At 36.0% G+C, this 8,151-nt stretch carries 7 protein-coding genes and 1 tRNA gene; 5 read left to right on the forward strand and 3 right to left on the reverse strand.

The window, feature by feature from the left end; genetic code table 11:
- Positions 1–92: 92 nt before the first annotated feature.
- Positions 93–947, reverse strand: coding sequence for a GLPGLI family protein (locus ACFFU9_RS09320; protein WP_379861153.1), 855 nt, complete (start codon positions 945–947; stop codon positions 93–95).
- 152 nt (positions 948–1,099) lie between these two features.
- On the opposite strand from ACFFU9_RS09320, the gene ACFFU9_RS09325 reads away from it, so the two are divergent.
- Entirely contained in the window at positions 1,100–1,882 is a 783-nt protein-coding gene (locus ACFFU9_RS09325) for a hypothetical protein (protein WP_379861155.1), read from the forward strand.
- 4 nt (positions 1,883–1,886) lie between these two features.
- A complete protein-coding gene (locus ACFFU9_RS09330; protein ID WP_379861156.1) occupies positions 1,887–2,501 on the forward strand; it encodes a deoxynucleoside kinase in 615 nt (204 codons plus the stop codon).
- Here the strand turns inward: ACFFU9_RS09330 and ACFFU9_RS09335 are convergent.
- A complete protein-coding gene (locus tag ACFFU9_RS09335; RefSeq protein ID WP_379861157.1) occupies positions 2,485–3,498 on the reverse strand; it encodes an App1 family protein phosphatidate phosphatase in 1,014 nt (337 codons plus the stop codon). The genes ACFFU9_RS09330 and ACFFU9_RS09335 overlap by 17 nt on opposite strands.
- A 90-nt stretch (positions 3,499–3,588) precedes the next feature.
- Entirely contained in the window at positions 3,589–5,988 is a 2,400-nt protein-coding gene (locus ACFFU9_RS09340; RefSeq protein ID WP_379861158.1) for a sodium-translocating pyrophosphatase, read from the reverse strand.
- 468 nt (positions 5,989–6,456) lie between these two features.
- Between ACFFU9_RS09340 and rpe the strand changes: the two genes are divergently transcribed.
- The 3 genes from rpe (at position 6,457) to ACFFU9_RS09355 (ending at position 7,831) form a co-directional block, all read left to right on the forward strand.
- Positions 6,457–7,119 carry a ribulose-phosphate 3-epimerase gene (gene rpe, locus ACFFU9_RS09345; protein WP_379861159.1) on the forward strand — a complete coding sequence of 221 codons (663 nt, stop codon included), beginning with the start codon at positions 6,457–6,459 and terminating at the stop codon, positions 7,117–7,119.
- A gap of 139 nt (positions 7,120–7,258) precedes the next feature.
- A complete protein-coding gene (locus ACFFU9_RS09350; protein ID WP_379861160.1) occupies positions 7,259–7,708 on the forward strand; it encodes a GatB/YqeY domain-containing protein in 450 nt (149 codons plus the stop codon).
- A 49-nt stretch (positions 7,709–7,757) separates the two neighbouring features.
- Positions 7,758–7,831, forward strand: a tRNA-Arg gene (locus ACFFU9_RS09355).
- Positions 7,832–8,151: the final 320 nt, after the last annotated feature.

Genomic DNA, 8,151 nt, shown 5'->3' on the forward strand with positions numbered 1-8,151 from the left:
AAGCCTGTAATGGCGTCCAATATGCCTTAAAACAAGTGTTTTTTTAACACAAATATTTATAAAAATAGCACTTAAAATAACAGAGCTACAGCCTACCTTCTAGACCTGCCGCCGCCATCCCTGCCCTGGTTCATGTTCTGCAACTCCTCAATTTTCTTTTTGCTAATGTTTTCAAATTCTGCTCTGGTCACTTTTTTTCCTTTTGAGGGTGCCATTATTTCTTCTTTTACCTCTGGATTCAAAACAATTTTTGAACACAAAATAGTTGTTTTATCTGCATTTATCTCTAAAATGAGACCTGGCAAGCCCCAATAATCATCTGGCCCTTGATTAACAGGGATTTGTGGCGTAAACCAAGCAGTAACAATTACCTGCTTTATCTCTGTCTCTTCGTCTGTTTCTTTTTCTCCTGCCTTAGGGGAATCATTCCCTCTAGCCCCTCTAAAACGGCTAGTATTAGAAACTTCCGCCTCTTTAACAGTAGTCGCTTTAAAGCATAAATATTCACCAATTTGTTTAGACTCATTCTCCATTTTCCATTCAAATTTTGGCAGCGTGTCTTTTATCAAAAATTGTTTCCCAAAAAGGTCAACGTTCTTTAACAGCGCTAAGTCCTTTATGTTCTTATATTGAGGCCCTCCATTAATACCATGCATCATCCCCCTAAAACGACCTGACCTGGCACTTTGGGCTTCTATATGGTCCTCTTCTTTATACAAAGATTCTGACCGATTGAATGTTAACAAATAGTTTTTCTCAAACATACGTTTCATATGCCCTGCTATTCGCTGTTTCTGTTCCTCACTCATTTCTCTACCTTCAAAATCACTCATATCTACAGTTGTTTTGGACTCATAATAAGCCCTGCCTTGAAAATCTTGAGCCAAAAGCCTATTTGTAAATATTAGAGAAAAAGCTATAAAAAAAGTAATCGCGTTTAAATTCATAAGTAATTCATTTAATTCTAAGCTTGTGTTAGACTTTTAAACGGATGATTAGTTTAACGGTTACATGTTAAAATCCCTATCATCTTAACTTTAAAGCCATACTTTTATTTATAAGCTTTAATTGGTTTGATTTTTGTACTTTTCGAAATACAATGAAGGTTTTAAAATACATCATATTTCTAATTGCACTTTCGGTCTCTTCTCAAGAATCCGTCAGCGCTATTTTTATAAATAAAACAGATTTAATAAATAAAACCATTGCTGACATCGATAATTTCGGTTCTTTATATACTATTGATGATGTTGTTTTATCAAAAAAAAGTCCAGATAAAAATACAATAACTTATAGTAATGTGCAATTAAGCGACATATCTTCTGCCAATGCTTTTAACCCTTTACAAATTCATGTGTTTTACAAAAACTTCAATACTGCTGTTATATTAGACAATAGGCTTTCAGAAGTTTTTAGAATAGATTTCAACTCCATACAGCCTTATAGGAATGTGGCTTTTATTTCTACAGGACACGACAACACGTTATGGTTGCTCAATCAAGACACCAAACAATTAGAGCTTTATGATTATAAGCGTAACGCGACCCGAGTAACAACTTTGCCAGTTCAAGGTCAAATAATAGACATGACAAGCAATTACAATTATTGCTATTTACTTACTGAAAAACACGTGCTTATTTATAACTATTTTGGAAGTCTCATCACAAAAATAGATAACAATGGATTTACATCGCTTTCTGAAAGCAATGAAAATGTGGTTTTAAAAAAAGAAAATGCTTTATTTTTTTTAAAAAAAGACAGCAAAAACATCGTCCCCATAGCACTACCTAATTTGTTAATAAGTGCGTTTTTTGTAACCAATGAAACCTTGTATATTTACGCTTCTGAAATTTTACATCACTTTCAATTAAAAATCGATTAGGATTATGCATATCGCTATTGCTGGAAATATTGGCTCGGGAAAAACTACACTTACAAAATTGCTAGCAAAACATTATCAATGGGAAGCTCAATTGGAAGATGTGGTGGATAATCCGTATTTAGATGATTTTTATACTCAAATGGAACGTTGGAGCTTCAATTTACAGGTTTACTTTTTAAACAGTAGGTTCCGACAAGTACTTCAAATACGGGAAAGCGGAAAAGATATTATTCAAGACCGTACCATTTACGAAGATGCTCATATTTTCGCTCCCAACCTACATGCTATGGGCTTGATGACTAACCGAGATTACGAAAATTATAGATCGCTTTTTGATTTAATGGAATCTTTGGTGCAAGGTCCCGATGTGTTGATTTATTTAAGAAGTTCTATACCCAATCTGGTGTCGCAAATCCATAAACGTGGACGCGAATATGAAAATTCAATAAGCATAGATTACTTAAGTAGATTAAATGAACGCTATGAAGCTTGGGTTCATGGTTATGACAAAGGCAAACTGCTTATTATTGATGTAGACCGTTTAAACTTTGTAGATAATCCTGAAGACTTAGGCAGCGTTATCAATACGATAGATGCAGAAATCAATGGTTTGTTTTAGGAGCTACAAAACCGTGCGCTCTAGCATGTTTAATAGCTGCTTCGGTATTTTCAACTAAAAGCACTGGCACTTTATTGTATGCATGATATAGCCTGTGTGTATTCGCCATTTTAAGAGCATGTTTTACACTACGTAAATAAATGGCAGAAATCCTTTCGGGGTACGCTTCTGCTATTTCCATATAAATAGCGGGATCATGTTCGCCACTATCGCCTATTAAAATGAATTTTAAATCGGGGTAAGCCTTTAAAATATTCATAATCTCTTTTTGCTTTTGAGGCTTTTCATCTTTTGGCCGCCTTCTAAAAAGACTTGGGAAGTTCCTTAATACAATAGGCCCTTTCGGGAAGTTGTTTTTCTTAAGAAAATACTCTAAATACCGGTACAGATTCCATGGACTATGACTGACATAAAAGATAGGGTTTGCTTCATTTCCAGATTTCCCTTGATGGAGCAAATGATAAAACTCTGGCGCCCCTTCTAACGGTAAGCGCTTCCCCGCCGAAGTTAAAAGGGTATTGATAACAACGCGCCACTTTAAAAGCGACACAATACCAGTGTGCAAAATAGTGTCGTCTATATCGCTAATAACACCAAAAGAAGCTTTTTTTGAAGGGATAAGCATTTCGCCTGGAAACCGATTTTCCAATTGTATTAAATGTTTGAGTGTATTTTGTTTATAGGACACTTCAAACACCACCCATCCCTCCTCATTGGCATAATCGCTAATATTGGCAACGGTTTCATCTAAAATAAAGTAGCCTTTATGATCTGTTTTTGTGCACAAAAACCTATCTGGCCCTATCTTTACAACAAGTTCTGAATTTCGAACCTCATCGGTTTCAAAACGTTTCCAAGCATTAAAAAGCAGTTTAAAAAAGCCCTTTTGCTCCAAATCAATATTTTCGTCTTCTATAGCCCTACCCCTTGCATAAAAATGGGTAGACGTCCCGTAGGTTTGAAATACCATTATTTGTAGCGGATCCTTTTTAAACATAGTGCCTTTTTATATGAGGGATAAAAATAAAAAAAACTACATCAAAACATGATGTAGTCTCCTTAAATATAGCTTAGTTATTTTGGTTAGTTAGCTATTTTTTTCTTTTTTTAATTCTGAAATTTTTTGCTTTACCTCTTCCAAAGTCCCTTCTAATACAAAATTTTCATTTATGATGACACCATCTTTTACGGAAGACTTTGCTACAATAGCCTTTGCATTATAGACGTCTTCTGAAGCCATTTCAACTTGAAATTGTGCTTCTATATTTTGAACAGTCGAAACGATTTCTGTTTCTGTAACCTTATCCTCGATATAATTTGCAATATCCACAGTTTTCATGGCAATACTTGGTGCAATTACCAAAGCCACAACCGACATCAATTTTAATAGAATATTTAATGATGGACCAGAAGTATCTTTAAAAGGATCTCCAACAGTATCGCCTACTACGGCAGCCTTATGCGCTTCCGTTCCCTTCTTACCCTGTTCTTCAATTGTTTTTTTAGCATTATCCCAGGCACCACCAGCATTCGATTGGAAAATAGCCATAAGTACTCCGCACGTTGTTACTCCTGCCAGCAATCCACCTAACATTTCGGCCCCACCAATAAATCCAACAGCTACAGGCACCACAATGGCCAATAAGCCCGGCAGTACCATTTCCCTAATAGACGCTTTTGTAGAAATATCGATACATTTACTATAATCGGCCACCCCATCTGCATCATCAAATATTTTTCTGTCTTCCGCAGATGCTTTTGTCATGTCCGAATCATACTTACGCATCACGCCTAATGCCGCTTTTAATTCTGGAATATCCCTAAATTGACGACGAACCTCTTCTATCATGGCCATGGCAGCACGGCCTACAGCATTCATAGACAAGGCCGAAAATACAAAGGGCAACATTCCTCCTACTAATAACCCAGCCATAATTTGTGGTTGAGACACATCAATAGAAACAACATTAGCTGTTTTCATAAAAGCCGCAAACAAGGCTAATGCTGTTAATGCAGCAGATGCAATAGCAAAACCTTTACCAACAGCCGCCGTAGTATTACCAACAGCATCTAATTTATCCGTACGTTCACGAACTTCTTTTGGCAATTCAGCCATTTCAGCAATACCACCAGCATTATCACAGATAGGACCGTAAGCATCAACTGCTAATTGAATCCCTGTGTTTGCCAACATTCCAACAGCAGCAATAGCGATTCCGTATAAACCTGCAAAATGATGCGATACGATAATGGCCGCCGCTATTAAAAGAATAGGAACCATAGTAGACATCATCCCCACACCTAAACCAGCAATGATATTTGTAGCTGCTCCTGTTTCAGATTGCTTTACAATAGACATAACCGGTTTTTTACCTGTAGCCGTATAATATTCTGTTATTTTACCAACACCCAAACCAGCGACCAAACCAGCAATTGTTGCCCAGAACACACCCATCGCTCCAAAAGGCAAGCCTTCCACAGCCTCTGGAATTAAGGACGTAATTATGAAATAAGACGCTACAACCATTAAACCTGCAGAACCAAACTCCCCAATATTTAATGCGGTTTGTGGATTCCCCCCATCTTTAACTTTTACAAAAAAGGTTCCTAAGATAGACATTACAATACCTACAGCCCCAAGAACCAAAGGTAAATATACAGCGCCTAAACCATCAAAGTTAGGGGTTAAAATAAAAGCTCCTAACACCATAGTTCCTATAATAGACCCTACATACGATTCGAATAAATCGGCTCCCATACCCGCAACGTCTCCAACATTATCACCCACATTATCTGCAATAGTTGCAGGGTTTAAGGGGTGGTCTTCAGGAATACCCGCTTCAACTTTACCAACTAAATCGGCACCTACATCGGCAGCTTTTGTATAAATACCACCACCAACACGTGCAAATAGCGCAATAGAAGATGCTCCTAAAGAAAACCCTGAAAGTACATTTAATACCATCGCTAAATTTTCAGCACCAGGCCATAAATTTTGATATACCATAAATAGGCCACTCAACCCTAAAATACCCAAACCTACAACACCTAAGCCCATTACGGCGCCACCAGCGAAAGCAACTTCTAAGGCTCTACCTAACGAAGTTTTTGCGGCTTCGGTAGTTCTAACATTAGCTTTCGTGGCAACTTTCATACCGATAAAGCCAGCAAGAGCAGAACAAATGGCACCCACAATAAATGAAATAGCTACCATCCAATGTGATATGGGCATATTTGTTTCTGGATCTAATTGATTAAATTCTGAACTTCCTTTAAAGAAAAGCAGGACAGCCACTGCAATTACAAAAACCGATAACACTTTATATTCTGCTTTTAAAAATGCCATAGCGCCGTCGGCAATATTTTTGGCGATTCTAATCATTTTTTCCGTACCCTGTTCTTGTTTGGTTACCCAAGAACTTTTAATAAACACGAAAATAAGTGCCAAAACCCCAAAGAGCGGTAAACCTTGAATTATTAAATCCATTTTTTTTAGTTAGTTTAAATTAGTAATTCATAATAATAGGGCCAAAAATACGGAAATCCATTAAATAAAAAAAGTTAACAACTAATTAAGAATGTTTTTAAATTTACATTATTCTAAAGTCTAAATACGGCCGTAATTTTGAAATAAAAACCAACACAAACACCACATAAACAGATAGTTATCACATGTTTTTGTTTTAAAAAACAGATTAAAATTACATTTATATCTTTTAATATGAATTAAAACCTAACAATGGTCAGCCGTGTTTTAAAAAAAAATAATTATGTAGAAAGGAGTACCAAATATTAGCTCAATTTAAGACGCTATATCCAGGGTTAAAAACACAAAACAAGAGATAAAAACTTACATTTACATGAACTCAACACTAAATTATTAATTATAGATGAAAACGAAACCCACAACTTCTTTTTCTATCTTTGCAAAAAAAATCACAACACGAAATATATCATGAGCTCTAAACTTATAGCCCCCTCAATTTTAGCGGCAGATTTTGCCAACCTTCAACGCGATATAGAGATGGTAAACCAAAGTGAAGCCGATTGGTTTCATATTGATATTATGGACGGTGTGTTTGTTCCTAATATATCTTTTGGAATGCCCGTTTTACAAGCCATTACGAAGCATGCTAAAAAAACTATAGATACGCATTTAATGATTGTTGATCCCGATCGCTACATTAAAACATTTGCAGAACTGGGCAGTGATATATTAACGGTGCACTATGAAGCCTGTACGCATTTACATAGAACACTTCAAGCCATAAAAACTGAAGGCATGAAAGCTGGTGTTGCTTTAAACCCACACACCAACATCCATGTACTTGAAGACATTATTAATGATATTGATTTAGTATGCATCATGAGTGTAAACCCTGGTTTTGGCGGACAAAGCTTTATTGAAAACACATATACCAAAATTAAACAACTTAAAGCTTTAATAGAACGTAAAGGCGCTACAACCCAAATAGAAATTGATGGCGGTGTAACCAGTAAAAATGCCCAAGCCCTTACGGAAGCAGGCGCTGACATATTGGTAGCTGGAAGTTTTGTTTTTAAAAGCACCAATCCTCACAACACTATTAAAGATTTAAAAACTATTGCCAATTCATAATATTTAAGTCTATTCGTTTTTTAAAATTTTTGCCATTAACGTTAAAACAATTTATCAATAATTAAATATTGAATTTTTTATCAACACAGCTACCCTATGCTTCTAACTTTTTTCTATCTTCGCATTTCAAATTAATACCATGAGTTTAACACAAAATATCATGACCGCTTTAAAAGACGCCATGAAAGCTAAAGACCAAACGGCCTTAACAGCTTTACGAGCAGTAAAGTCTGCTATTTTACTGGCTCAAACGGAAAGTGGCGCTAAAGTCGAATTGAGTGAAGACCAAGAACTGAAAATTCTTCAAAAGCAAGTAAAACAGCGTAAAGACAGTGCTGCCATATACTTAGAACAAGGACGTGAAGACCTAGCTGCTCCTGAATTGGCTGAAGCTGAAGTTATAGCTCAGTTTTTACCAGAAGCCTTAAGTGATGAAGACATTGAAAAAGAAGTGGTTGCCACTATAGAACAAGTAGGTGCTGAAGGCATGAAAGATATGGGCAAAGTTATGGGCATTGTAAACCAAAAACTTGCTGGTCGGGCTGATGGCAAAACCATTTCAAATATTGTAAAAAATAAATTATCTTAACATAACAAATAAATTCCTCCCCAATAGTTATTGGGTTTTATAGGAGTAAGGCTGCGTAGTTCAATTGGATAGAATATCAGATTTCGGCTCTGAGGGTTGGGGGTTCGAATCCCTTCGCGGTCACAAATGAATAAAAAGAGCTGTTCCGAATTAAGTTTAATTAATTCGGAACAGCTCTTTTTATTTTTAACAGTAATATTTAATAAGGTATAATTTTCATAATTCACCTTTACCATCCTTACAACACATAAAAACCAAGCAAACACTAGAGTTTACTTGGTTTTTTAAATTTTTTAAAGGAATATATTTTTACCACTCAAGACAATCAAGCGTCTTTATAGGCACTTTCAGAAGTAAATAATCACTTGCATATCAATCAAATAAGTTGTATTTTAGATAAAACAAAACCCCGATAACGAGCCGAACACTCAAAAAACGGGGTT

The sequence above is a fragment of the Mariniflexile ostreae genome, assembly GCF_042427585.1.
Taxonomy (GTDB): Bacteria; Bacteroidota; Bacteroidia; order Flavobacteriales; family Flavobacteriaceae; genus Pseudalgibacter; species Pseudalgibacter ostreae.